21 protein-coding genes are annotated in these 20,108 nt (G+C 72.5%); 11 read left to right on the top strand and 10 right to left on the bottom strand.

Going from position 1 to position 20,108, the window contains the following annotated elements:
• Window positions 1-39: 39 nt before the first annotated feature.
• Window positions 40-1,473, bottom strand: a complete 1,434-nt coding sequence (locus ABZ848_RS08685; RefSeq protein WP_360827475.1) for an NAD(P)/FAD-dependent oxidoreductase — start codon at window positions 1,471-1,473, stop codon at window positions 40-42.
• A gap of 121 nt (window positions 1,474-1,594) precedes the next feature.
• Here ABZ848_RS08685 and trxA point away from each other — a divergent pair, with 121 nt between their 5' ends.
• On the top strand, window positions 1,595-1,981 hold the full coding sequence (gene trxA / locus ABZ848_RS08690) for a thioredoxin (RefSeq protein WP_242767542.1): 387 nt from the start codon (window positions 1,595-1,597) through the stop codon (window positions 1,979-1,981).
• A 9-nt stretch (window positions 1,982-1,990) separates the two neighbouring features.
• Here trxA and ABZ848_RS08695 read toward each other — a convergent pair whose 3' ends face one another.
• Genes ABZ848_RS08695 through ABZ848_RS08705 form a run of 3 tightly spaced genes read right to left on the bottom strand, consistent with a single transcriptional unit; the run spans window position 1,991 to window position 5,694 of the window.
• Window positions 1,991-3,427: a benzaldehyde dehydrogenase gene (locus ABZ848_RS08695; RefSeq protein ID WP_360827479.1), complete on the bottom strand. Its 1,437-nt coding sequence runs from the start codon at window positions 3,425-3,427 to the stop codon at window positions 1,991-1,993.
• Between the two features lie 35 nt (window positions 3,428-3,462).
• Window positions 3,463-4,641, bottom strand: a complete 1,179-nt coding sequence (locus ABZ848_RS08700) for a 4-hydroxybenzoate 3-monooxygenase (RefSeq protein WP_360827482.1) — start codon at window positions 4,639-4,641, stop codon at window positions 3,463-3,465.
• An 18-nt stretch (window positions 4,642-4,659) separates the two neighbouring features.
• Complete coding sequence (locus ABZ848_RS08705) at window positions 4,660-5,694, bottom strand: LacI family DNA-binding transcriptional regulator (RefSeq protein WP_360827485.1); 1,035 nt, start codon at window positions 5,692-5,694, stop codon at window positions 4,660-4,662.
• Between the two features lie 107 nt (window positions 5,695-5,801).
• Between ABZ848_RS08705 and ABZ848_RS08710 the strand changes: the two genes are divergently transcribed.
• Together ABZ848_RS08710 and ABZ848_RS08715 are read left to right on the top strand one after the other, a co-directional pair.
• Window positions 5,802-6,473, top strand: coding sequence for a TetR/AcrR family transcriptional regulator (locus ABZ848_RS08710; protein WP_360827487.1), 672 nt, complete (start codon window positions 5,802-5,804; stop codon window positions 6,471-6,473).
• Between the two features lie 16 nt (window positions 6,474-6,489).
• Entirely contained in the window at window positions 6,490-7,623 is a 1,134-nt protein-coding gene (locus ABZ848_RS08715; RefSeq protein WP_360827490.1) for an NAD(P)/FAD-dependent oxidoreductase, read from the top strand.
• A gap of 7 nt (window positions 7,624-7,630) precedes the next feature.
• Here ABZ848_RS08715 and ABZ848_RS08720 read toward each other — a convergent pair whose 3' ends face one another.
• Window positions 7,631-8,314 (bottom strand): helix-turn-helix domain-containing protein, encoded by a 684-nt coding sequence (locus tag ABZ848_RS08720; protein WP_360827493.1) that lies wholly within the window; start codon window positions 8,312-8,314, stop codon window positions 7,631-7,633.
• A gap of 99 nt (window positions 8,315-8,413) precedes the next feature.
• On the opposite strand from ABZ848_RS08720, the gene ABZ848_RS08725 reads away from it, so the two are divergent.
• Window positions 8,414-8,977 carry an NAD(P)H-dependent oxidoreductase gene (locus ABZ848_RS08725; RefSeq protein ID WP_360827496.1) on the top strand — a complete coding sequence of 188 codons (564 nt, stop codon included), beginning with the start codon at window positions 8,414-8,416 and terminating at the stop codon, window positions 8,975-8,977.
• Window positions 8,978-9,030: 53 nt separating this feature from the next.
• On the opposite strand, the gene ABZ848_RS08730 is transcribed toward ABZ848_RS08725, so the two are convergent.
• Window positions 9,031-9,936: a LysR family transcriptional regulator gene (locus ABZ848_RS08730; RefSeq protein WP_360827499.1), complete on the bottom strand. Its 906-nt coding sequence runs from the start codon at window positions 9,934-9,936 to the stop codon at window positions 9,031-9,033.
• Window positions 9,937-10,055: 119 nt separating this feature from the next.
• Between ABZ848_RS08730 and ABZ848_RS08735 the strand changes: the two genes are divergently transcribed.
• Window positions 10,056-10,247, top strand: a complete 192-nt coding sequence (locus ABZ848_RS08735; RefSeq protein WP_360827502.1) for a hypothetical protein — start codon at window positions 10,056-10,058, stop codon at window positions 10,245-10,247.
• Between the two features lie 178 nt (window positions 10,248-10,425).
• Here ABZ848_RS08735 and ABZ848_RS08740 read toward each other — a convergent pair whose 3' ends face one another.
• Entirely contained in the window at window positions 10,426-11,307 is an 882-nt protein-coding gene (locus tag ABZ848_RS08740; protein ID WP_360827505.1) for an LLM class F420-dependent oxidoreductase, read from the bottom strand.
• A gap of 67 nt (window positions 11,308-11,374) precedes the next feature.
• Window positions 11,375-12,334 carry a metalloregulator ArsR/SmtB family transcription factor gene (locus ABZ848_RS08745; RefSeq protein WP_360827508.1) on the bottom strand — a complete coding sequence of 320 codons (960 nt, stop codon included), beginning with the start codon at window positions 12,332-12,334 and terminating at the stop codon, window positions 11,375-11,377.
• 56 nt (window positions 12,335-12,390) lie between these two features.
• Here ABZ848_RS08745 and ABZ848_RS08750 point away from each other — a divergent pair, with 56 nt between their 5' ends.
• The 4 genes from ABZ848_RS08750 (at window position 12,391) to ABZ848_RS08765 (ending at window position 17,121) form a co-directional block, all read left to right on the top strand.
• Window positions 12,391-13,677, top strand: a complete 1,287-nt coding sequence (locus ABZ848_RS08750; protein ID WP_360827511.1) for an MFS transporter — start codon at window positions 12,391-12,393, stop codon at window positions 13,675-13,677.
• On the top strand, window positions 13,644-14,633 hold the full coding sequence (locus tag ABZ848_RS08755; protein ID WP_360827514.1) for an FkbM family methyltransferase: 990 nt from the start codon (window positions 13,644-13,646) through the stop codon (window positions 14,631-14,633). Before ABZ848_RS08750 ends, ABZ848_RS08755 begins: the two co-directional genes overlap by 34 nt.
• Window positions 14,634-15,047: 414 nt before the next feature.
• A complete protein-coding gene (locus ABZ848_RS08760; protein WP_360827517.1) occupies window positions 15,048-16,022 on the top strand; it encodes an alpha/beta hydrolase in 975 nt (324 codons plus the stop codon).
• Window positions 16,023-16,119: 97 nt separating this feature from the next.
• Window positions 16,120-17,121, top strand: a complete 1,002-nt coding sequence (locus ABZ848_RS08765; protein ID WP_360827520.1) for a helix-turn-helix domain-containing protein — start codon at window positions 16,120-16,122, stop codon at window positions 17,119-17,121.
• Window positions 17,122-17,258: 137 nt separating this feature from the next.
• Here ABZ848_RS08765 and ABZ848_RS08770 read toward each other — a convergent pair whose 3' ends face one another.
• Together ABZ848_RS08770 and ABZ848_RS08775 are read right to left on the bottom strand one after the other, a co-directional pair.
• Window positions 17,259-17,612, bottom strand: a complete 354-nt coding sequence (locus ABZ848_RS08770; protein WP_360827523.1) for a hypothetical protein — start codon at window positions 17,610-17,612, stop codon at window positions 17,259-17,261.
• A 9-nt stretch (window positions 17,613-17,621) separates the two neighbouring features.
• Window positions 17,622-18,164, bottom strand: a complete 543-nt coding sequence (locus ABZ848_RS08775; RefSeq protein WP_360827526.1) for a 2'-5' RNA ligase family protein — start codon at window positions 18,162-18,164, stop codon at window positions 17,622-17,624.
• A 112-nt stretch (window positions 18,165-18,276) separates the two neighbouring features.
• Here ABZ848_RS08775 and ABZ848_RS08780 point away from each other — a divergent pair, with 112 nt between their 5' ends.
• Window positions 18,277-18,735 (top strand): MarR family transcriptional regulator, encoded by a 459-nt coding sequence (locus tag ABZ848_RS08780; RefSeq protein ID WP_360827529.1) that lies wholly within the window; start codon window positions 18,277-18,279, stop codon window positions 18,733-18,735.
• Between the two features lie 155 nt (window positions 18,736-18,890).
• Window positions 18,891-20,102: an MFS transporter gene (locus ABZ848_RS08785; RefSeq protein WP_360827532.1), complete on the top strand. Its 1,212-nt coding sequence runs from the start codon at window positions 18,891-18,893 to the stop codon at window positions 20,100-20,102.
• The last annotated feature ends 6 nt before the right edge of the window (window positions 20,103-20,108 follow it).

Genomic DNA, 20,108 nt, shown 5'->3' on the forward strand with positions numbered 1-20,108 from the left:
CTTCGGCGGCCCGTCCGGTCAACAGGCCCTGTCTGTACGTCAGTTGTCCCGGTACGCCTCCAGCAGCCGCAGCCACACCTCGCTGATCGTCGGGAACGACGGGACCGCGTGCCACAGGCGGCTGATCGGGACCTGGCCGGCGACCGCGATGGTGGCGGAGTGGATGAGTTCGCCGACGCCGGGGCCGACGAAGGTCACGCCGCGCAGGATCTCCGCCTCCAGGTCGACGACCATGCGGGCGCGGCCCTTGTAGCCGTCGGCGTACAGGCCCGCGCCGGAGGCCGAGGTCATGTCGACGTCGACCGCGCGGACGCGGTAGCCGGCCTGTTCCGCCTCGGCGAGGGAGAGGCCCACGGCCGCCGCCTCCGGGTCGGTGAAGACGACCTGCGGTACGGCGTGGTGGTCGGCGGTGGCCGCGTGGGCGCCCCAGGGGTCGGACTCCAGGATCGGCACCCCGGAGGCGCGGGCCGCGATGGCGGCGCCCGCGATGCGCGCCTGGTACTTGCCCTGGTGGGTGAGGAGGGCGCGGTGGTTGACGTCGCCGACCGCGTAGAGCCAGTCGCTGCCGGTGACGCGGAGACTGTCGTCGACCGACAGCCAGCTGCCCGGTTCCAAGCCGATGGTGTCCAGGCCGATGTCGGCGGTGCGCGGCTTGCGGCCGGTGGCGAAGAGGATCTCGTCGGCCTCGATGCGGTCGCCGGTGCCGGTCACGACCACGACCGTGCCGTTCTCGCGGGTCACCGACTCCACCGAGGTGCCGGTGCGGACGTCCGCGCCGGCCTCGGTGAGGGCCTCGGCGACGAACTCCCCGGCGAACGGCTCCATGCGGTTGAGCAGGCCCTTGCCGCGGACGAGCAGCGTGACCTTCGAGCCCAGGGCCTGCCAGGCGGTGGCCATCTCGGTGGCCACCACTCCCCCGCCGACGACGACGAGCCGGCCCGGCACGGCCTGGGCACTCGTCGCGTTCCTGCTGGTCCACGGCTTGACCTCGGCCAGGCCCGGCAGGTCGGGCAGCACGGCGTCGGTGCCGGTGCAGACGGCGACGGCGTGCCGGGCGGTGAGCACCTTCTGCGCGCCGTCGGCGCCGGTGACGGTCACCGTGCGCGGGCCGGTCAGCCGGCCGTGGCCGCGGTGCAGATCGGCGCCGATGCCGTCGAGCCACCCGGCGGCGCCGTCGTCGTGCCAGTCGGAGGTGTAGTAGTTGCGGTGGGCGAGGACCGCCTCGGCGTCCAGGGGGCCCTGCACCGACTGGCGCAGACCGGGCACGCGGCGGGCGTCCGCGCGGGCGATCACCGGGCGCAGCAGGGCCTTGCTGGGGATGCAGGCCCAGTACGAGCACTCGCCGCCGACCAGCTCGCTCTCCACGACCGCGGTGGACAGGCCGGCCGCGCGGGTGCGGTCGGCGACGTTCTCCCCCACCGGGCCGGCCCCGAGCACCACGACGTCGTACACGAAGGTTTCCGTTTCCGTCATGGGGTCAGTCTGGTGGGTGGTGTGCGCTCAGACCACACGGGTAGGGGCGCGGAATACGTGTCCGGTCGGCCGTGTTGTGCGGACGGCTTCGCCCCGACAGCAGGAAGAGGGATTTCAGGTCATGAGCAGCACCGTGGAGCTCACCAAGGAGAACTTCGACCAGACGGTCACGGACAACGAATTCGTCCTGATCGACTTCTGGGCGTCCTGGTGCGGCCCGTGCCGTCAGTTCGCGCCGGTGTACGAGAAGGCGGCCGAGGACAACCCGGACCTGGTGTTCGGCAAGATCGACACCGAGGCGCAGCCGGAGCTGGCCGCGGCCTTCGGCATCCAGTCGATCCCGACCCTGATGATCGTCCGCGACCAGGTCGCGGTGTACGCGCAGCCGGGCGCGCTGCCCGAGGCCGCCCTGGCGGACGTCATCGGACAGGCGCGCAAGCTGGACATGGACGAGGTCCGCAAGGCGGTCGAGGCCCAGCAGGCCCAGGCCGAGCAGAACGGCCAGTAACAGCCTGCTCTAGAACGGGTACGGCGCCACGTCACCCCGCACCGTCGTCCAGCGCACGTCGGTGAAGGCCTCCAGGTTGGCCTCACCGCCGAAGCGGGCGCCGGTGCCGGACGCGGCGACGCCGCCGAAGGGCGCCACGGCCTCGTCGTTCACCGTCTGGTCGTTGATGTGGACGATGCCGGTCGGGATGCGCTCGGCGAGGTCGAGGCCGCGGGCCGTGTCCCGGGTGACGATGCCCAGGGACAGGCCGTACTCCCCCGCCGAGGCCAGGGCCGCCGCCTCGTCCGCGGTGGCGAAGGAGCGCACCGGCGCGACCGGACCGAAGACCTCCTGTGCGTAGGCGGGGCTCTGGTCGTCGACAACCGCGAGGACGGTCGGCCGGTAGAAGAGCCGCTCGTGGGTGCCGCCCGCGGCCAGCTTGGCGCCGCGGGAGGTGCTGGACTCGACCAGGCCGTGCACCTTGGCGAGCTGGGCGTCGTCGATGATCGGGCCGAGGTGGACCTGCTCGCGGTGCGGGTCGCCGACGGCGAGGGAGTCGGCCTTGGCGGCGAGCCGTTCGACGTAGTCCTCGTACAGCGACTGATGGACCAGGTGGCGGCCGGTCGTCATGCAGATCTGGCCCTGGTGGAAGAAGGATCCCCAGGCGGCCGTGGAGATCACCGCGTCGATGTCGGCGTCCTCCAGGACGACCATGGCGGAGTTGCCGCCCAGTTCCAGGTGCACGCGCTTGAGGTGGCGGCCGCCCGCCTCGCCGACCGCGCGCCCGGCCGCGGTGGAGCCGGTGAAGGAGATGACCGGCACCCGCGGGTCGGCGACCAGCGCCTGGCCGACGTCCGGGCCGCCCGGCAGCACGTGCAGCAGCCCCTCGGGCAGACCCGCCTCCGCGAAGACCGCGGCCAGCGAGAGGCCGCCGCATACCGCCGTGCGCGGGTCGGGCTTCAGGACGACCGCGTTGCCGAGCGCGAGCGCCGGGGCGACCGAGCGGATGGAGAGGATCAGCGGCGCGTTGAAGGGCGAGATCACGCCCACCACACCGACCGGGACCCGCCGAGTGTACGACAGCCTCGGCGCCTCGCTGGGCAGGATCTGGCCGGCCGGGCGGGAGGCCAGCGCGGCGGCCTCGTAGCACTCCTGGGCGGCCACGTGCAGCTCGAAGTCCGCCTTGCCGGCGATGGAGCCGGACTCCCTCACGATCCACTCGCGCAGCTCGTCGGCGTGCGCGGCGAACAGGTCGCCGGCCTTGCGCAGCACCCCGGCGCGGACGAAGTGCGGCACGCGGGCCCACTCGGTCTGGGCGGCGCGGGCGGTCTCGGCGGCCGTGCCGACGTCCTCGGCGGAGGCGAGGGTGACGGTGGCGAGGGTGTCCCCGGTGGCGGGCTCTGTCACGGCGTACTCCGGCCTCGACAAGGGGCGGGACTGCCAGGTCTTCGGGTCGAGCAACGGCATGGCGGCTCTCCGTTTCGTCACCGGCGGGACTCGGCTCAGGTGATGAGCGGAAGTCCCGAGTAGTTGGCGGCCAGTTCGGCCGCGGCATGGCGGGACGCGGTGATGCGGCGCAGCCGTGCGAGCTGCAGCCGGTCCTCGAACGCGTCCCCATCTGGTTGAGCGTGCAACATCCTAGTCATGTCGTACGAGAATCGCGTGGCCTGCCACACCCGGCCGAGGCACAACTCCGAGTAGGCGTCGAGGAGTTGCTCGGATCCGGTGCGGTGCAGCTCGGCGAGGGCGCGGTGCAGGACCCGGACGTCGGAGACGGCGAGGTTGAGGCCCTTGGCGCCGGTCGGCGGCACGATGTGCGCGGCGTCCCCGGCGAGCAGCAGCCGCCCGTGCCGCATCGGCTCGTGGACGTAACTGCGCATCGGTGTCACGGACTTGGCGGTGATCGGGCCGCGCCGAAGGGTCCAGTCTGCGTCGACGGCGAAGCGGGCGGCGAGTTCGTCCCAGATGCGGTCGTCGGGCCAGTCCTCGGGGTCGGTGTCGTTCGGGACCTGGAGGTAGAGGCGGGAGACGTGCGGTGAGCGCATGCTGTGCAGGGCGAAGCCCCGCTCGCCGCGCGCGTAGATCAACTCCTCGCAGGAGGGGGCGACATCGGCGAGGATGCCGAGCCAGGAGTACGGGTAGTCGTGTGCGTACGAGCGGCTGCCCGCGGCCGGGAAGGTGTCGCGGGAGATGCCGTGGAAGCCGTCGGCGCCGACCACCCAGTCGCAGCTCAGCGTCTGCTCGCGGCCTTCGTGCAGGAAGCGCACGACGGGCGACTCGCTCTCCGGCTTCTCGACGGCGAGGGCCTCGGCCTCGAACAACAGCGGTGGTCCGTCGGCGAGTTGGAGGGCGACGAGGTCCTTCACGATCTCGGTCTGGGCGTAGATGGTGACGGTGCGGCCGCCGGTGAGGGTCGGGAAGTCGATGTGGTGGCGTTCCCGGTCGAAGCGCAGCTCGATGCCCTGGTGGACCAGGCCCTCGGCGGTCAATCGCTCGGCGGCGCCGGCCTCGCGCAGGGCGTCGACCGTGCCCTGTTCCAGCATGCCGGCGCGCTGGCGGTGCTCGACGTACTCGCGGGTCCTGGCCTCCAGGACGACGCAGTCGACGCCCGTGCGGTGCAGCAGCCGGGCGAGGAGCAGCCCGGCCGGGCCGCCGCCGATGATGCCGACCGTCGTGCGCATGGGCGTCTCCCCAGGGGTTCAGCTGGAGTCGCGGTGGACCACCGAGGCTCCGAGCACCTTGTGCGTCTCGGGCGCGGCGCCGGGGTTGCGCACCGCGCGGTCGACCAGTTCGGCGAGGTCGCGGCCGGACGGCAGCTCGATGTGGACCGTGCTGAGCCGGGGCCTGAGCAGCCGGCCGAGCATGAGGTCGTCGGCGCCGATGACGGCCGTGTCCTCCGGTATGCGCACGCCCTCGTCCTGCAGGGCGCGCATCACCAGCATCGCGTATTCGTCGTTGTAGGCGAACACGGCGTCGAGGTCGAACTCGCGCCAACGGGCGGCGAGGCGCGCGGCGGCCTCCTCCTCGTACGCGAGGGGCAGTTCCGTGACGGTGGCGTCGGTGCCGTGCAGGGCGCGCCGGACGCCTTCCAGGCGGGGCTGGGAGAAGGACTCCAGGCCCGCCTCCGCGGGCACGACCACGCCGATCCGGCGCCGGCCGCGGTCGAAGAGGTGGCTGCCGGCGCAGTGGCCGACGGCCTCGTGGTCCATGAGGAGCGAGTGGGCGCCGTCGACGCACTCGGGGCCGAGGGTGACGACGGCCCGGGCACCGGAGCGCTTGAGCACGGACACGCCCTGCGGGCCGAGTCCGGCGCCGGGCACCAGGACGGCGACCGGGCGCAGTTCGGCCCAGGCACGGGCGGCCTCGTCGCCGTACACACCGATGGAGCCGTACTGCACGACCGTGTAGTCGAGGCGGCCGAGCGCCCACTGCAGTTCGCTGATGAACCGGCTGTAGAGCGGGCCGACGGGGAAGTCCGGGGCGGGCATCAGGACCATGCGGCTGTGTCCGGCGCGCAGGCTGCGGGCGGCCGCGTGGGGCACGTACCCGAGTTCCTTGGCGGCCTCGTGGACGCGGCGGCGGGTGGGTTCGCTGATCCGTACGGCGCTGGTGTTGTTCAGGACGTAGGAGACGGTCGCGCGCGAGACGCCGGCCAGGCGGGCCACATCGGCGCTCGTCGGCACGGGGCGCGGTGCGGGGGACGAGTGCGGGGGCGGGTTCGGTATCTGCACCATGACGTACGGCATCTTTGCAGAACCTGTGGCCGGGGCCACACCCGGGATACGACGAACGTGTTCGTCACGAACTTGTTCGGAGCGAACATGTTCGTTAACCTGAAGGCATGACAGAGCGTCCCGACACCCCCCGCAGCCGCCGTGAGCGCCCGGCCAAACCCGCCCTGACCAGGGAGGGGATCGTGGCCGCCGCGGTCGCGATCCTGCGCGCCGAGGGCCTGCAGAAGGTGACCATGCGGCGCCTGGCGCAGGAGCTCGACACCGGCCCGGCCTCGCTGTACGTGTACGTCCGCAACACCGCGGAGCTGCACGCGGCGGTCCTGGACGAGCTGCTGGGGACGGTCGGACCGGCCCCGGCCGAGGGCTCGTGGCGCGAGCGCCTGGAGCGGGTGCTCACCGCCTACACCGCGATGCTCTTCGAGCACCCGAGCCTGGCCCGCTCCGCACTCACCGCCCGACCGAGCGGCCCGCACTATCTGAACCTGATCGAGACGCTGCTCGCCCTGCTCGACGAGGGCGGGGTCCCCCCGGCCCAGGCCGCGTGGGGTGTGGACCTGCTGTTGCAGCACGCCACCGCGACGGCGGCCGAGCACAGCGCCGAGGCCTCCGAGGAGGACTGGGACGCGCTGCGCTCCACCCTGCGCTCGATCTCGGACCGGACCCATCCACGCATCGCCGCGCTCGGCGACACCCTGCTCTCCGGAGCGCCCGAGGCCCGTCTGTCGTGGGCCCTGCGCGCGCTGATCGCCGGCATCGAGCGGACCGCCGTGCCCGACTGACCTCAAGGAGTACGTCATGACCACGCATCACCCCATCGCCGTCGTCGGCGCCGGCCTGGGCGGCCTCGCCCTCGCCCGTGTGCTGCACGTGCACGGCGTCGAGGCGGCCGTCTTCGACCTGGACGCCTCCCCCGCCGCCCGCACCCAGGGCGGCATGCTCGACATCCACGACGACTCCGGGCAGGAGGCGCTGCGCGCCGCGGGCCTGTACGAGGAGTTCTGGTCGCTCGTCCACCAGGGCGGACAGGCCATGCGGATCCTGGACCAGGACGCGGTGGTGCACCGCGAGGAGGCCGACGACCCGGCGCGCGGGCGCCCCGAGATCGACCGCGGCGACCTGCGCGACCTGCTGCTCGGCTCACTGCCCGAGGGCACCGTCCGCTGGGGCGCGAAGGTGACCGGCGCGCGCCCGCTGGGCGGCGGCCGGCACGAGGTGGCGCTCGCCGACGGCACCGTCTTCACCACGGATCTGCTGGTCGGCGCGGACGGCGCCTGGTCGCGGGTGCGGTCGCCGGTGTCCGGCGCGCAGCCCTCGTACACCGGGATCTCGTTCGTCGAGGCGGACCTGCGGGACGCCGATCTGCGGCACCCGGTGAGTGCCGAGGTGGTGGGCGGCGGGATGTTGTTCGCGCTCGGGGCGGGCCGGGGCTTCCTCGCGCACCGCGAGACCGACGGCAGCCTGCACGTCTACGCGGCCGTGACGGCTCCCGAGGAGTGGCTCGACGGCATCGACTTCGGCGACACCGAGGCGGCCAAGGAGCGGGTGCTTCAGCACTTCACGGGCTGGGACAAGAGTCTGCGGGCGCTGGTCGCGGACGCCGACGGCGCTCTGGTGCCGCGGCGCATCCACGCCCTGCCCGTCGGGCACCGCTGGGAGCGTGTCCCCGGCGTCACGCTGCTCGGCGACGCCGCGCATCTGATGTCCCCGTTCGCCGGCGAGGGCGCCAACCTCGCGCTGCTGGACGGGGCCGAGCTGGGCCTGGCGCTGGTGGCGCACCCGGGTGACACGGAGGCCGCGCTGGCCGCCTACGAGGAGAAGCTGTTCCCGCGCAGTGAGCGAGCGGCGCTCGACTCGGCGCACGGCGGCGAGCTGCTCTTCCGCGCCGACGCGCCCCTGGGCCTGGTCGAGATGTTCGCCGCCCACGACTGAGCGGGGCTCAGCACGGCGGTGCGGTGCCCGTCACCCGGGAGACCAGGTCCACCCAGCCGGCCTCCAGGCGCTCCATGGGCATCCCGCACTGCCGGACCAGGTGATGTATGAGGGCCGGGTCCAGATAGCTGAGCAGGGGCTGGGCGAGCAGCTCGCAGTCGGCGTCCGGCACGATCTGCCGCAGCAGGATCGTCACGTGTGTGTGCAGCGCCCGGTACGACGGGTGGGCGAACCGGCGGGTCGGATCCGACTGCGCGGCCAGATGCAGGTCCAGCTGCTCCACCAGGCGGTACAGCACCGCCACGCCGAAGGCCCGCAACCGCTCGTCCGCCGGCGCGCCGGGACCCAGCGGCGGGGGCCCGCCCATGAAGTCGGCCTGCAGCGTCCTCGACGAGTGGTCGAGCAGCGCCATCAGCAGCCCGGTGCGGTCCCCGAAGCGCCGGAAGACGGTCCCCTTGCCGACCTGGGCGGCCGCGGCCACCGCCTCCATCGTGACCCCGGCCACGCCGTGCTCCGCGATCAGCCGGGAGGCCGCGTCCAGCAGCCGGGCCCGGTTGCGCGCCGCGTCGGCACGCAGGCACGGCTCGTCCTCGGGGGACCCGAGCTGGAGCAACTCGGGCTCACCGACGGGCTCTTGGGGCTGCATCGGGAAGGGCGGCAGGGTGGCGGACATGAAGCCAGCGTAAAGCATCGGGAACAAAACTGGACCGCGGTCCGCTTAGGGTGCTAGAACTTTAAACGGACCTCGGTCCGGATCGTAACGGCAATGTTTCAGCATCTGGGAGTTCGCATGTCTGTTCGCATCCTTGCGCTCGTCGGCAGCCTTCGCGCCGGTTCGCACAACCGCCAGCTCGCCGAGGCGGCCGTCAAGCTCGCACCCGAGGGCGCGGATGTCGAGCTGTTCGAGGGCCTGGCCGAGATCCCCTTCTACAACGAGGACATCGACGTCGAGGGCAGCGTCCCGGCGCCCGCCGCCAAGCTGCGTGAGGCCGCGCAGGCCGCCGACGCCTTCCTGCTCTTCTCGCCCGAGTACAACGGCACCATCCCGGCCGTCCTGAAGAACGCCATCGACTGGCTGTCCCGCCCGTACGGCGCCGGCGCCTTCGGCGGCAAGCCGGTCGCCGTGGTCGGCACCGCGTTCGGCCAGTTCGGCGGTGTGTGGGCGCAGGACGAGACCCGCAAGGCCGTGGGCATCGCCGGCGGCAAGGTCCTGGAGGACGTCAAGCTGTCCATCCCCGGCTCCGTGGTCCGCTTCGCCGAGACCCACCCGGCCGACGACGCCGAGGTCGCCGCCCAGGTGACCGAGGTCGTCGCCCGGCTGCACGGCCACGCGGGCGAGACCGTCGCCGCCTGACCCGTACGCACCCGAGAGGGCCGGAGCCGAGGGGCTCCGGCCTTTCCCGTGTCTCAGGCCACCGCGGTCGGCGCCAGCTCCCGCAGCTCCCCGAGCGCCGCGGCGACCGCCGGCAGTTCCCGGCCGCCCCGCCGGGTGCAGGTCAGGAGCCTGCGGTGCGGGTTGCCCGTGCATTGCACCCGGGCGATCGGCAGGTGCGGGGTGAGGTGGGCCAGCCGCGGGATCAGGGCGACGCCCAGACCGCTGGCGACCAGGTGGGCGGTGACGTTCCACTCCACCGCGTGATGGACGACGTCGGGACTGAACCCGGCCTCACCGCACGCCGACATCACATGTGTACGGCACGGGCTCTCCGGCACCGGCGCGATCCACTGCTCGTGCGCCGCGTCCGCGAGATCGACCCGCGCCCGCCCGGCCAGCGCGTGGTCCTCGGGTACGACGAGGTCGAACGGGTCGTCCAGAAGCGGCTGCTGGTCGAAGCGGGCGTCGCTCAGCGGCGGGTTGTGCGGGGTGGCCTCCACGATCGCCAGGTCGGTCGCGCCCTCGAAGAGCAGGTCGAAGCTCTCCGGTACGCCCACCTCCTGGATCCGCACGGACAGCCGCCGGTGCCGCTTCTGCAGCCGTGCCGCCATGGGCGCGAGCAGCACCGACACCGCCGCCGCGAAGCCGCTCACGCGCAGCGGACCGGCGGGGTCGCGGTGGTCGGCGCGCAGGTCGAGTTCGGCCTGTTCCCAGCGGGCCGCGATGGCGTCGGCGTGCGCGAGGAGGCTCTCGGCGGCCGGGGTGAGCCGTACCCCGCGGCCCTGCGGTTCGAGGAGATCGACGCCGAGGTCGCGGGCGAGCTGGCGGATCTGCTGGGAGGCGGCGGACGGGGTGAAGTGGAGGGCGCGGGCGGCGGCGGTGACCGTGCCGTAGTGCGAGACCGCCCGCAGGACGTGGAGCCGGCGCAGGTCAATCATGAAGCCCACGCTTCAAGGTCAGGTCCAGAAAGTCAACCTGGACGTGCACGAACCTTCGGTTGCACTCTGGCTGTGTCGCGACGGTCAGCCGTCCCCACACGTCCGAGGAGTCAGCAGCCATGACCAGCACCACCGGCACCGCCTGCCCGCACTGCGGCTGGCCCGACGGCGCCGAGCCCTTCCAGGTGGTGTCCCGGCACACCACGGCCGCCGGGAGCACGGTGTGGACCCGGTGCGCCTGCGGTTCGCTCCAGGTCCGGACGGTCGACGGCTGCGGGACGCGGATCGTCTCCCGCAGCCGTCCGGCCTGAGAGCCTGTGTCATGTCCCTGGTCGGATCAGCGCGCGGCGTCTGGTGCGTGCGATCGCAAGGCGCCGGAGCGTCCGCGTGGCGGAGCCACGTGGGCGGTTCGGCAACGCCGCGAGCGTGCGTGCCAGACGCCGCGCGCCCGGCCGGGGACATGACACAGGCTCTGCACCCGGCCCGCGCTCAGTCCAGTTCGGCCAGGCGAGGCACGACCCGGGAGACGAAGCGCTCCATCCAGGCCGCTGTCTCGCCGAGGCGCGGCACCAGGATCACGGTGTCGATGCCGAGCCCCGTGTAGTCGTTGACGTCCTTCAGCAACGCGTCGAGGTCGCCCTCGGTGGCGGCGTCTCCCATGTAGGCGACGGTCTTGCGGATCGCGTCGTAGTCGCGGCCCTCGGTGTCGCAGTGGCCGCGCAGCACGTCGAGCTTGTGGCGGACCTCCTCCGGCGAGGTCGCGAACAGGTTGCAGGCGTCGCCGTGGCGGGCGACCAAGCGCAGCGTCTTCTTCTCGCCCCCGCCGCCGATCATGATCTCGGGGTGTGGGCTGCTGACCGGCGCCGGCACGCACAGCGTCTCGGCGAGCCGGTAGTGCTTGCCCTCGAAGGGGCCGTTGTTCTCCGGGTCCCACATCTGCAGACAGATCCGCAGCGCCTCCTCCAGCCGCTCGAAGCGCTCGGCGAGCGGTGGGAACTGCACGCCCAGTCCCGCGTGTTCACGGTCGTACCAGGCCGCCCCGATGCCGAGCGTGGCGCGTCCGCCGGACAGCACGTCGAGGGTGGTGGCGATCTTGGCGAGCAGTCCGGGGTGGCGGTAGGTCACGCCGGTGACCAGCGCGCCGAGCCGGAGCGTGGAGGTCTGCCCGGCGAGGTAGCCGAGCGTCGTGTAGGCCTCCAGCATCGGATCCTCGGCGCCGCCGTTGAACTCCATCTGGAAGTAGTGGTCCATGACCGACAGCCAGCTGACACCGGCCGCCTCGGCGGCGGCGCCCGCGGCGGCGAGTTCGGCGCCGAGCGCGGGTCCTCCCCCGCTGTGGTCGAACTTGTTGATGTGTACGCCCACCCGCATGCCCGTCTCCGTTCGCCCGTACCTTCACCGTCCTCGCAAGACGCTAGATCTTGGAGCGCTCTCGAAGTCAAGCGCCTGCGGCCAGTTGGTCGCCGAGGGCACTGCGCCGGTACAGCACGCGGCGCCCGTCGCGGGCCCGGGTGACGAGTCCGGTGGCGTGCAGCACCTGGAGGTGCTGGGAGACGGCGCTGGGGGTGACGCCGAGGCGGCGGGCGAGTTCGACGGTGGGCAGCGGCTCGGCGAGCAGCCGCAGGACGGTGGTCCGGGGCGCGCCGAGCAGCGCGGTGAGCGCCGAGCCGTCCGGGTCGGGGGCCGGTTCCCACAGGGTCGCGCCGCCGCGGCTCGGGTAGGCCAGCATCGGGGCTTCGCCGGCGCCGACCGGCGGGGCGGGCTTGTGCGCGAACAGCGACGGCACCAGACGCAGGCCCCGCCCCGCGCCGTCGATGCGGTGCCGCCCGATCATCTGCCCGACGCGCAGCTCGCCGTCCCGCCAGGTGAGGTTGCGGTGCAGGTCGGAGAAGAGCAGCCGGGCCCCGCCCATGGCCAACTGCCGTGCCCGGTGGGCGATGTCGGCCTCCAGCACGAGCCGCATCCGAGACCAGTCGGGCAGGATCGCCAACCTCCAGTACCTGAACAGCAGTTCACAGACCTCCTCCAGCAACTCGGGAGCACGCGGCCGCAGTTCCGCGGGCAGCGGGCGCGGAGCGTGTGCCGCGTACAGATCCCGTCGTACGACCTCTTCGGGCGTCGCGTGTACGACGGCCAGCTGGTCCTCGATCGTGGGCGCGAAGGTCGTCGGTCTGGGCGTGAGGAAGTCGGGCAGGGCCAGGGTCTCGCCGACCAGCGCGGACAGCAGCCGGGCGTCGGCCGGGTCGAGGCGGGCGAGCACGGACCGGCGCCACTCGGTGTGCAGCGGGAAGAGTGCGGGGGCGCGCAGGGCCCGCAGGCTGCCCATGACCTCGCGCAACGGGGAGATGGCGAACCGGGTGTCCGCCAGGTCCTCGGCATCCAGCAGGAAGCTGATCATTAAGCCCCCGGCTTCATCGTTTGGCAACCGTCGGCCGGTGCCCTGGACTTGGGCCCATGACGGATCACGACCCGCGCCAGCCTATCGCCGGCTCCCGGTTGACCTGGCTGCTCGCGCTGACCTGCGGGGTGGCCGTGGGGAATGTCTACTTCCCGCAGGCGATCAGCCCGTTGGTGGCCTCGGGCCTCGGCGTCTCCCCCGGCACCGCCGCCTCCGTGGTGACCGCGACGCAGTTCGGCTACGCGGCCGGCATCTTCCTGCTCGTCCCGCTCGGCGACCGTCTGCCTCCGCGCCGCCTGCTCGTCACCCTGCTCACCCTGACCGGCCTCGGCCTGCTCGCCGCGAGCCTCGCGCCGGACCTGCTGCCGCTGGCCGCCGCGAGTGTTTTGATCGGCGTGACGACGGTGGTCGCGCCCCTCGCCGGACCGCTGGCGGCCGGCCTGGTGCCCGCCGAGCGGCGTGGAGCGACCAGCGGCCTGCTGCTGAGCGGCTCCATCGCGGGCATGCTGCTCTCCCGCACCTTCGGCGCCGCGCTCGGCGACTGGCTGGGCTGGCGGGCCCCGTACGTCCTGTCGGCGGCCCTCTCCCTCACGGCCGCCGCCCTCCTGGCCCGAGCACTGCCGACACTCGCCCCGCCGTCCGCCCAGCGCTACCCGGCCCTGCTCGCCGAGCCCCTGCAACTCCTGCGCACGCAACCCCAGTTGCGCCGCTCCTGCCTCTACCAGGCGGCGGTCTTCGCGGGCTTCTCCGCGGTGTGGACCGGCGTGGCCCTGCTGCTGACGGGTCCGGTGTACGGCATGAGCGCGCGGGCCGCCGGGCTGCTCGCGCTCGTCAACGCGGCGACCATGCTGTGCACGCCGGTCGCGGGGCGGCTGGTGGACCGGCGGGGGCCGGACGCGGTGAACCTCGTCTGTTTCCTCGTCGTCGGTGCCTCAGCCCTGGTGCTGGCGTTGGGCGGGCTCGGTGGCGTGAGCGGGCTGGTGGCCCTGGTCGTCGGGACGCTGCTGCTCGACGTCGGTATGCAGTCCGGGATGGTCGCCAACCAGGTGCGGATCTACGCGCTGGCCGCCGACGCGCGCAGCCGGCTCAACACCGCGTACATGACCTGCGCCTACCTCGGCGGCACGGCGGGTTCCTGGCTCGGCGCCCGTGCCTACGCCCGCTTCGGCTGGTCGGGGGTGTGCGTGGTGGTCGGTGCGCTCACCGCGGTGGCCCTCCTGCGCCATCTCGCGACATCGGGGCTTCACAGCAATGACCAAGTTCGTTCAAAGCAAGGACCCCTTCCGGTCACGTCTGGAAGGGTGACCGGATGCAGACCCTCTACCGACGACTGCTCGGCCTGATGCCCAGGTTGGGCGTGCACGTGACCGACCTCGGACCGGGGACCGCGGTGGTCTCCAGGCGCGGCGGAAGGGTCCGGACCCCGCTGGGGCCCGGCGCCGACCTGCTCACCAGGGGCGACGGCCGGTACGCGGTGACCGAGGCCGGCAAGGACACCTGGGTCGTGGCGCGGGGCAAGGGCCTCGGCAGATGGCGCGCCGAGCGGCTGGGCGACAGCGGCGCGCGGCTGCTGTTCGACGAACGGGCCGGGAAGGACGAGCGCAGGCTGCAGCTGGCTGCCGCCGAGTACCTGTGCACCCAGCATGTCGCCGGGATGCTGGAACTGTACGGCGTGAACTGCGTGTTCGACGTCGGGGCCAACGCCGGACAGTACGCGAAACGGCTGCGGCGGCTCGGCTACACCGGCCGGATCGTCTCCTTCGAGCCGACCGCGCACGCCTTCGAGCGGCTCTCCGCCGCAGCCGCGGACGACCCCGCGTGGCAGGTGCACCACCTCGGCCTCGGCCGCGAGGACGCGGTGACCGAGATCCACACCGGCTGGAACACCATGAACTCCCTGCTGCCGCCCAGCGACTACGGCCTCGGGCGCTACCGGCGGTTCACCGAGACCCGCACGGAGGAGATCCGCGTCCGGCGCCTGGACGGCGTGCTGGACGAGGCCCTCGACGGCATCGAGGAGCCGCGCCCGTTCCTGAAGATGGACACCCAGGGCTACGACCTGGAGGTGTTCGCCGGCGCCGGGGAGCGGATCGGGGACTTCGTGGGCCTGCAGTCCGAGGTCGCCGCGCTGCGGCTGTACGAGGGCAGCCCCCGGATGGGCGAGGCGGTGGCGGCGTACGAGGACGGCGGCTTCGAGATCACCGGCATGTACCCGGTGACGCGGGAGGCGGCCACCGGGCGGGTGGTCGAGTTCGACTGCGTGATGATGCGCGCGAAGGCCGCCCCCGAGCGGGACTGAGCCGCGGCCAGGCCGAGCGTTCCACCTCGGTCACCTCCGGACTCCCCTGCCCCTCCTGCTTCTTGGAGGCGCGCAGGCTGGTGATCGTGGTGACGGTCAGCACGATCACGATGAAGCCCAGCGAGAACGGGATGCTGATCTCCGGGACGTTCAGGGCGAAGAGCGCGAACAAGATGTCGGTGGAGCCGATCGCGAGCATCGGGGTCATGACCCGCTTGGTGGGGGGGTTTGACAGCGTTGTCGCCGTTCGCGATCCCCTCCACCTCTCACAGGTGAACAACAGGCAATGGACTGGTATCGCGCGCCCACCCGCCGTTCGGCGGGGAGGTTCCGCCGTACGGCGGCGGTCCGCGGGGGCCGCGGTGCGTGAATCATGACGGCCCAGAGCCGCCGCGCCCCGCGTCAGGAGTTGCCATGAGTCAGGTTCCGCCCCCGTTCGACCCCGAGCTCGCCGCCGCCCTGGAAATGATCAAGGACATGATCTCGCCCGGCCTCACCATGGACGAGATCGCCACCGTGCGCCAAGGGGCCGGCATCGAGATGCTGGGCCAACTCGACCTGACGGTGGAGGGCTTCTTCGAGGTCGAGGACCGTGTCGTGCCGGGCCCGGAGAACGCGCCCGAGATCTCGCTGCTGATCTGCCGCCCGACGGCCCCGGCGACGGCGGGTCCGCGGCCGGTGATCTACCACGTGCACGGCGGCGGCATGATCCTCGGCGACAACCGCGTCGGCGTGGACGGCCCGCTGGCCTGGGCGAAGGAGCTGGACGCGGTCGTCGTCTCGGTCGAGTACCGGCTGGCGCCCGAGCATCCGCATCCGGCTCCGATCGAGGACGTGTACGCCGGTCTGGTGTGGACGGCGGAGCACGCCGAGGAGCTCGGTGCCGATCCCGAGCGGATCGTGGTCGCGGGCGCGAGCGCGGGTGGCGGGCTGAGTGCTGCGCTGGCCCTGCTCACCCGGGACCGCAAGGGGCCGCGGCCGATCGGACAGATGCTGCTGTGTCCGATGCTGGACGATCGCAACGAGACCGTGTCCTCGTACCAGATGGCGGGGCTGGGCGTCTGGGACCGTACGGCCAACGAGACCGGCTGGACGGCGCTGCTCGGCGCCGACCGCGGCGGCCCGGACGTGTCGCCGTACGCGGCCGCCGCCCGCGCCGATGACCTGACCGGCCTGCCGCCGGCCTTCCTGGACGTCGGCTCGGCGGAGACCTTCCGCGACGAGGTCGTCGCGTACGCGTCCCGCATCTGGCAGGCGGGCGGGACGGCCGAGCTGCACGTCTGGCCCGGCGGCTTCCACGGCTTCGACGGCTTCGCCCCGCAGGCGGCCCTGTCCCAGGCGGCACGAGCGGCCCAGCTGACGTGGCTGCGGCGGCTGATCGGGACCTGAGGTGGTCGGTCCCTGAGCCATTGGGGAGAACGCCGGCGCCTGGCGGGGGCGGGCACCGGGGTCCCCATCCGGTGGGGTCGTGTCGCACCATGTGCGTATGAAAGAGCTGGCGGGACGGCTGACCGCGTTGGATCCGGACGCGGGTGCCGCGGTGCAGGTCATCTCCTACTTCGACCGGCTGGCCGACACCAGGGCCGGGCTTGAGGCCCTGGTGCGCGGGGCAGCCGTGCTGGCGGGATGCCCGGCGCGGCTCGTCGACGCCGGGCGGCATGTGCGGGTGCGGGTAGAGCCCGACGGGGCCAGGAGGGACACCGAGGGTCCGCCGGGCACCGACTGGCCGTGCGCCGCGCTGGAGCCCGGGGGTGTTCCGGCGCTGTGGCTGGAGCGGGCGGGCGGTGAGCCGAGTGTGGTCGACGCGGTGATCCTGGAGCGGGCCGCGGGTGCGATACGGCTGGTGCTGGACCGTACCCGGGGCCGTGCCCCGTCCTCCCCCGCCGACGATCCCGCGCTGGTCGAGGCACTGCTGGACGCCACGACGCCGGAACCCGCCCGGCTGCACGCGGCACGCGGCCTCGGCATCGACACCGCCGATCCGGCCGTACGGGTCCGGGCGCTCGCCCCGTCCGACGGGCGGGCCCGCGTTCTGCCGGCCGGGGCGGAGCTTCCGGCGGGGCGGCTCGGCGTGGGGCCCGCGGTTGCCGTGCTCGATCTGCCGGGCTCCCTGGCCGCCGCGCGGACGGCGCTGCGGTTCACGGCCGAGGGCACCGCGCAGGATCCCGGGCCCCGGGTGGTGTACGCCGACGAGCTGGGCGGGATCGCGCTCCTCGCCGACCTGGTCGCGCCCGGTGCCGAGCCGCCGGCCGACGTACAGGCCGTCGATGCGGCCGCGGCGGCCGTGCCCGGGCTGCTGGCCACGCTGCACGCCGTGGCCGCGACGGCGAGTCAGCGGGCGGCGGCCGCGGAGATCAACGTCCACCACTCCACGCTCCAGGACCGTTTGACGCAGGCCGAGCATCTGCTGGGCTGGCCGGTACGCACTCCACAGGGCCGCCTCAGGCTCCAACTGGCGCTGACCATGCGGCACTTGGCACGGTCGTAACCCTTGCCGGGTGTCGTGTCAGACGGGCTGCGAGGTTCGGCAGTTCGCAGGTGAAGCCTCTGCCGGGTCTCGGCGGAGGGCAGGACGGCCCCGTGGACGGCCGAGACGGTGACCTTCGCCTGCTCCGGCTTCCGGTCTCACTCGAACTCGTGCACGACCTCGATCTTGCCGACGATGTGGGCGTTGAACTCGTCGAGTTCCTCCGCGGGCACCCACAGTTCGAGGATCGTCTCGCCACCGGCCTGCTGGACGGGGTACCGGCTCACGAACTCCGTGTCGACCTCGAAGCGGGTCACGTACCCGGCGCCGTCGTGCTTGACGTTCCAGTCCCGCGCGATCTTGACGGCGTAGTCCTCGTTGAGCACCGGATAGAAGATCGGCTGCTCGGGCAGACGCGGTGGCCAGGCACGCCAGTCGAGCTCGCGGACCAGGTCCAGTTCCTTGGGGCCGGTGGGGCGCCAGAGGGTCGTCGTGGGGCGGGGGCTGATCATGGCGTCACCTTATGCGTCGCCCCGGCGGAGGGTGAAGGTCGCCCGGCGGGTCCATTCGGTGCCGTCGTAGGCGACCAGGTCGACCGAGGAGACGTGAGCCGTGACGGGGAGGTTGCCGCGGAGGTCCGTCGCGAGGGCGTCCAGGACGGCGTCGTCCTGGCCCTGGGCGATCGTCAGGTGTGGGACGGGCTCGTACTTGCCGCCGTACGGCGGGGTCTGCGGCCAGCGTTCGACGATCGCCTCCGTCAGGCGACGGAAGGGGGCCTCTGGGACCGGGGCCAGGTAGAGCACGCCCGGAAAGCGGCCGCAGCTCTCGAAGCTCACGTCGAAGGGGCTGTGGCGTCCGATCACCTCGGCCAGGACGTCGGATGCGGCGGTGTCGATCAGGTCCGCGTGGAGGAAGGGGAACAGCACCGTCACGTGGGCCGGAACGCCCGCGCGGGCCGCAGGGTCGTAGCGCTCGCGCCAGGTCCGGACGGCTGGTTCGGCCTCGGGGATCCGCACGACGAGGGCCGACTGTCCTGCCACGAAGCCACTGGAATCGTTCGTCACCGTATGTGTATAGCAAGTGAGGGCAGTGATTGTGTACGCCCACTACATGCTCTCGCCCACTATTTCAACCATGGCCTATCCTGGATCCCAGCCACTTCGTGACGGAGGACCCATGACCGCGACAGATCCGGCGCTCACCGCGCTCGCCTCGGGCTGGTCCGCCCTGTCGCTGCTGCACGGCCGGATCGAGGCCCATATCGAGCGCGCCCTGCAGGCGGAGCACGATCTGAGCGTCAGGGAGTACTCACTGCTGGACGTGCTGAGCAGGCAGCACGACGGCGACGGCGGGCATCTGCAGATGAAGCAGGTCGCCGACGCGGTCGTGCTGAGCCAGAGCGCCACGACCCGGCTGGTCACCCGCCTCGAGGACCGTGGACTGCTCACGCGCTACCTGTGCCCGACCGACCGCCGCGGCATCTACACCAATGTCACCGAGTCCGGCTTCAAGCTGCTCGAAGAGGCCCGCCCCACCAACGAGGCCGCCCTGCGCGAGGCCCTCGACGCGGCCGCCCGGAACCCGGAGCTCGCCCCGCTCGTCAAGGCGGTCGAGACGCTCCGCATCCCCGCATAGCCAGGTCTTCCCACCCGCTGTAGGACACCTCTGCCCAGATGCTTGCAGACGACGACTACCGGCTATCTCTATTCAGTGCACTTGCACTTATTCGCGTCTACAACTATTGTCAACGCTGGTAAGCGCCACACGCAATCCTCTGGAAGGTTCTTCCCATGCCTCTCGCCCTTCTGGCCCTGGCCATCGGGGCCTTCGGGATCGGCACCACCGAGTTCGTGATCATGGGTGTGCTGCCCGAGGTCGCGGGCGACTTCGGCGTCTCCATCCCCACCGCGGGCTGGCTGGTCTCCGGCTACGCCCTCGGCGTCGTCTTCGGTGCGCCCCTGCTGACCGTGCTGGGTACCAAGGTCTCCCGCAAGAAGATGCTCATGTTCCTGATGGGCGTGTTCGTGGTGGGCAACGCCCTGTCGGCGGTGGCTCCCGTCTTCGGCGTGATGCTGATCGGCCGGGTGATCGCCTCGCTCGCGCACGGCGCGTTCTTCGGGATCGGCTCGGTCGTCGCGGCCGGGCTGGTCGCGCCGGAGAAGAAGGCCTCCGCGATCTCCCTGATGTTCACCGGTCTGACCGTCGCCAACGTCGTGGGCGTCCCGCTGGGCACGTACGTCGGCCAGGCCGCCGGCTGGCGGGTCACGTTCGCCGGTGTCGCCGCGCTCGGGATCGTCGGGTTCCTCGGCGTGGCCCGGCTGGTGCCCGAGCTGGGCCGCCCGGAGAGCCACACGATCCGCACCGAGTTCGCCGCCTTCCGCAACGTCCAGGTGTGGCTCGCGATGGCGATGACCGTCCTGGGTTACGGCGGTGTCTTCGCCGCGATCACGTACATCACGCCGATGATGACCGAGGTCGCCGGGTACTCCGCGGGCGCGGTGACCTGGCTGCTGGTCCTGTTCGGCATCGGGATGTTCCTGGGGAACCTGGTGGGCGGCCGGTTCGCCGACCGTGCGCTGATGCCCATGCTGTTCACCGCGCTCGGCGCGCTCTCCGTGGCACTGCTGCTGTTCACGGCCACCGCCCACGACAAGGTCCTGGCCGCGGTCACGCTGACGCTGATCGGCGCCCTGGGCTTCGCCACCGTGCCCCCGCTGCAGAAGTGGGTGCTCGACCAGGCCTCGGCCGCCCCGACCCTGGCCTCCGCCGCGAACATCGGTGCGTTCAACCTGGGCAACGCGCTGGCCGCCTGGCTGGGCGGCGTCGTGATCTCCGCCGGGCTCGGCTACACCTCCCCCAGCTGGATCGGCGCCCTCCTGTCCGGGACCGCGCTGCTGCTGTCCTTCCTGGCCGCGTTCCTGGACCGCCGCACCCACCCGGCCGGCCGGGTCGTGGCCGCGTCCACACCGGTCGAGCACACCCCGGCCGCGGCACGGCACTGACCTCAA

This window comes from Streptomyces sp. NPDC047081, assembly GCF_040643775.1.
Taxonomy (GTDB): Bacteria; Actinomycetota; Actinomycetes; order Streptomycetales; family Streptomycetaceae; genus Streptomyces.

Bases quoted from the DNA above. Each gene is read 5' to 3' on its own strand.
- ABZ848_RS08685 (WP_360827475.1), bottom strand. From the start codon at position 1,473: ATGACGGAAACGGAAACCTTCGTGTACGACGTCGTGGTGCTCGGGGCC.
- trxA (WP_242767542.1), top strand. From the start codon at position 1,595: ATGAGCAGCACCGTGGAGCTCACCAAGGAGAACTTCGACCAGACGGTC.
- ABZ848_RS08695 (WP_360827479.1), bottom strand. From the start codon at position 3,427: ATGCCGTTGCTCGACCCGAAGACCTGGCAGTCCCGCCCCTTGTCGAGG.
- ABZ848_RS08700 (WP_360827482.1), bottom strand. From the start codon at position 4,641: ATGCGCACGACGGTCGGCATCATCGGCGGCGGCCCGGCCGGGCTGCTC.
- ABZ848_RS08705 (WP_360827485.1), bottom strand. From the start codon at position 5,694: ATGGTGCAGATACCGAACCCGCCCCCGCACTCGTCCCCCGCACCGCGC.
- ABZ848_RS08710 (WP_360827487.1), top strand. From the start codon at position 5,802: ATGACAGAGCGTCCCGACACCCCCCGCAGCCGCCGTGAGCGCCCGGCC.
- ABZ848_RS08715 (WP_360827490.1), top strand. From the start codon at position 6,490: ATGACCACGCATCACCCCATCGCCGTCGTCGGCGCCGGCCTGGGCGGC.
- ABZ848_RS08720 (WP_360827493.1), bottom strand. From the start codon at position 8,314: ATGCTTTACGCTGGCTTCATGTCCGCCACCCTGCCGCCCTTCCCGATG.
- ABZ848_RS08725 (WP_360827496.1), top strand. From the start codon at position 8,414: ATGTCTGTTCGCATCCTTGCGCTCGTCGGCAGCCTTCGCGCCGGTTCG.
- ABZ848_RS08730 (WP_360827499.1), bottom strand. From the start codon at position 9,936: ATGATTGACCTGCGCCGGCTCCACGTCCTGCGGGCGGTCTCGCACTAC.
- ABZ848_RS08735 (WP_360827502.1), top strand. From the start codon at position 10,056: ATGACCAGCACCACCGGCACCGCCTGCCCGCACTGCGGCTGGCCCGAC.
- ABZ848_RS08740 (WP_360827505.1), bottom strand. From the start codon at position 11,307: ATGCGGGTGGGCGTACACATCAACAAGTTCGACCACAGCGGGGGAGGA.
- ABZ848_RS08745 (WP_360827508.1), bottom strand. From the start codon at position 12,334: ATGATCAGCTTCCTGCTGGATGCCGAGGACCTGGCGGACACCCGGTTC.
- ABZ848_RS08750 (WP_360827511.1), top strand. From the start codon at position 12,391: ATGACGGATCACGACCCGCGCCAGCCTATCGCCGGCTCCCGGTTGACC.
- ABZ848_RS08755 (WP_360827514.1), top strand. From the start codon at position 13,644: ATGCAGACCCTCTACCGACGACTGCTCGGCCTGATGCCCAGGTTGGGC.
- ABZ848_RS08760 (WP_360827517.1), top strand. From the start codon at position 15,048: ATGAGTCAGGTTCCGCCCCCGTTCGACCCCGAGCTCGCCGCCGCCCTG.
- ABZ848_RS08765 (WP_360827520.1), top strand. From the start codon at position 16,120: ATGAAAGAGCTGGCGGGACGGCTGACCGCGTTGGATCCGGACGCGGGT.
- ABZ848_RS08770 (WP_360827523.1), bottom strand. From the start codon at position 17,612: ATGATCAGCCCCCGCCCCACGACGACCCTCTGGCGCCCCACCGGCCCC.
- ABZ848_RS08780 (WP_360827529.1), top strand. From the start codon at position 18,277: ATGACCGCGACAGATCCGGCGCTCACCGCGCTCGCCTCGGGCTGGTCC.
- ABZ848_RS08785 (WP_360827532.1), top strand. From the start codon at position 18,891: ATGCCTCTCGCCCTTCTGGCCCTGGCCATCGGGGCCTTCGGGATCGGC.